Source organism: Calditerricola satsumensis, from assembly GCF_014646935.1.
Classification (GTDB): domain Bacteria; phylum Bacillota; class Bacilli; order Calditerricolales; family Calditerricolaceae; genus Calditerricola; species Calditerricola satsumensis.
The window spans coordinates 1-2485 of record NZ_BMOF01000092.1 but is presented as its reverse complement, the minus strand read 5'-3'; the positions used below and the strand labels follow the sequence as shown (position 1 = coordinate 2485).

2 protein-coding genes and 1 pseudogene are annotated in these 2485 nt (G+C 68.5%); all 3 read left to right on the top strand.

The annotated features are described in order from the left end of the window. Nucleotides 1-75: 75 nt before the first annotated feature. Nucleotides 76-510, top strand: coding sequence for an MDR/zinc-dependent alcohol dehydrogenase-like family protein (locus tag IEX61_RS12145; protein ID WP_188818237.1), 435 nt, complete (start codon nucleotides 76-78; stop codon nucleotides 508-510). Between the two features lie 100 nt (nucleotides 511-610). Beyond that, entirely contained in the window at nucleotides 611-1975 is a 1365-nt protein-coding gene (gene kamA / locus IEX61_RS12140) for a lysine 2,3-aminomutase (protein WP_054673240.1), read from the top strand. After that, nucleotides 1947-2485: pseudogene (locus IEX61_RS12135) on the top strand (KamB family protein); the annotation flags it as partial. The gene kamA and the pseudogene IEX61_RS12135, both read left to right, overlap by 29 nt.

Genomic DNA, 2485 nt, shown 5'->3' with positions numbered 1-2485 from the left:
AAGATTTCGATGTGAGTGATCCAGTCTCCCTTCGGTTAGATTTTAGCTGAGTGATTGCGGTCCGGGCTGCTCTGCTTGGCCGAAGCGCGGCGCCGGACCGGGCCGGCGGGGCGCGTGCTGGCCGTGGAGGTTGGCGAGGCGGGGCGGCGCCGCATCGAGCGCCTCGGCGTGGCCGATGCCGTCCTCGCCCTTGACGCCACCCAGGCCACCGAGGTGCTCGCGGCGGTGGAGGAGGCGACGGCGGGCCGCCTGTGCGACGTGGTCATCAGCTGCGTCAGCGTGCCCAACGCCGAGATGGCCGCGATCTTGGCCTGCCGCGACGGCGGGGCGGTGCTGTTCTTCAGCATGGCGACGAGCTTCTCCCAGGCGGCACTGGGCGCGGAAGGCGTGGGGAAGGACGTGCGGCTCTTCATGGGAAACGGCTACGCCAAGGGGCATGCCGAGCTGGCCCTCGATTGGGTGCGCCGCGACCCGGCGCTGCGGGCCCTTTTTGCGGAACTGACGGCGTGACGGCGGGCAGGCCCGCCGCGTCGCCGCTCGCAACGATCGCGTCGGGGATTGCGGCGGGACGCCAACCCGATTTCATCCGAATGGAAAGGGAGGATGGGCGATGCGCGATTGGCGGGAGATTCCGCTGTGGAAAGACGTGACGGAGGCGCAGTGGAACGACTGGCTGTGGCAGCTCACCCACACCATCCGCACGCTGGACGAATTGAAGCAGGTGATCAACCTGACGCCGGACGAAGAGGAAGGGGTGCGCATCTCGTCGCAGACCATTCCCTTGAACATCACCCCGTATTACGCCCTGCTGATGGATCCCGACGACCCGAATTGCCCGATCCGCAAGCAGGCCGTTCCGGTGTCGGCGGAGATCCTGAAGACGCAGTACGACATGGAAGATCCGCTCCACGAGGACACCGACTCGCCTGTGGTGGGCCTTACCCATCGCTATCCCGACCGGGTGCTCTTCCTTATCACCAACCAGTGCTCGATGTACTGCCGCTATTGCACGCGGCGCCGCTTTTCCGGGCAGATCGGCATGGGCGTGCCGAAAAAGCAGATGGACGCCTGCTTGGAGTACATTCGGCGCACGCCGCAAATCCGCGACGTGCTTCTGTCCGGCGGCGACGCGCTTCTCGTCAACGACCGCATCCTCGAGTACCTCTTGAGCGAGCTGCGCAAGATTCCCCACGTGGAGATCATCCGCCTCGGAACGCGGGCGCCGGTGGTCTTTCCGCAGCGCATCACGCCGGAGCTGTGCGCCATCCTCCGCAAGTACCACCCCATCTGGATCAACACCCACTTCAACCATCCGAAGGAGCTGACGCCCGAGGCGCGCCGGGCCTGCGAGATGCTGGCCGACGCCGGGGTGCCCCTCGGCAACCAGTCGGTGATCCTCGCCGGGGTCAACGATTGCCCCAACATCATGAAGAAGCTGGTGCACGAGCTGGTGAAGGTGCGCGTGCGGCCCTACTACCTCTACCAGTGCGACCTGTCGGAAGGCATCGGCCACTTCCGCGCCCCGGTGGCGAAGGGCATCGAGATCATTGAACACCTGCGCGGCCACACCTCGGGCTACTGCGTGCCCACCTTCGTCGTCGATGCCCCGGGGGGTGGCGGCAAGATCCCGGTTATGCCCAACTACGTCGTCTCGTACAGCGCCGACAAGGTGGTGCTGCGCAACTATGAGGGCGTGATCACGGCCTACCCGGAGCCGAAGCACTACCGGCCCCACGACGAGGAGAACTGCGCCTACTGCCGGGCGGCGAAGGGCCAGCATGTCGGCGTGGCGGCCATCCTGCGCGACGAGCGGATGAGCCTTGCGCCGGCCGAGCTGGCCCGCGAAAAGCGGCGCGAAACGTACAAGGACGTGCCCGTGCCCGAGCGGTTCAAGCGGTACCTGGGCGAGTTGAAACCCGCCGACGGGGAGGCCGGCGCGTGCGGCCATGCTCCTGAAGCGCATACGGGCAGCTGACGCCGCCAGCGTGGCGGTGATTGGGCTGGCCAAGAACGCGGGGAAGACGACGGTGCTGAACCACCTCGTGGCCGAGTGCGCCGCCGCCGGACTGTCCGTCGGCCTCGTCAGCGTGGGCGTCGACGGGGAGAAGGCCGATGCGTGGACGGGACGGGCCAAACCGCCGGTGCGCGCACCGGCCGGCACCCTGGCCGCCGTTGCCGCCTATGCCCTGGCGGAATGCCGGGCGCGCTACACCGTGCTGGAGCGGCTCAAGGCGACGGTGCCCTTCGGCGACACGCTGCTCGTGCGCCTGGAGGAGGCGGGCGAGCTGAAGCTGGCCGGCACGCCGACGACGGCCGACGTGCGGCGCGCCTTTGCCCGCTTCCGCGCCCACGGCGCCGCGCTGTGCCTGGCCGACGGGGCCTACGACCGCATGGCCGCGGCCGCCCCCGAGGTGAGCGCCGGCTGTGTGCTGGTGGCCGGGGCCAGCCTCCACCCGGCGATGGACGAAGTGGTGCGCCGCGTGCG

Coding starts and splice junctions, on each gene's coding strand:
- kamA (WP_054673240.1), top strand. CDS start 611: ATGCGCGATTGGCGGGAGATTCCGCTGTGGAAAGACGTGACGGAGGCG.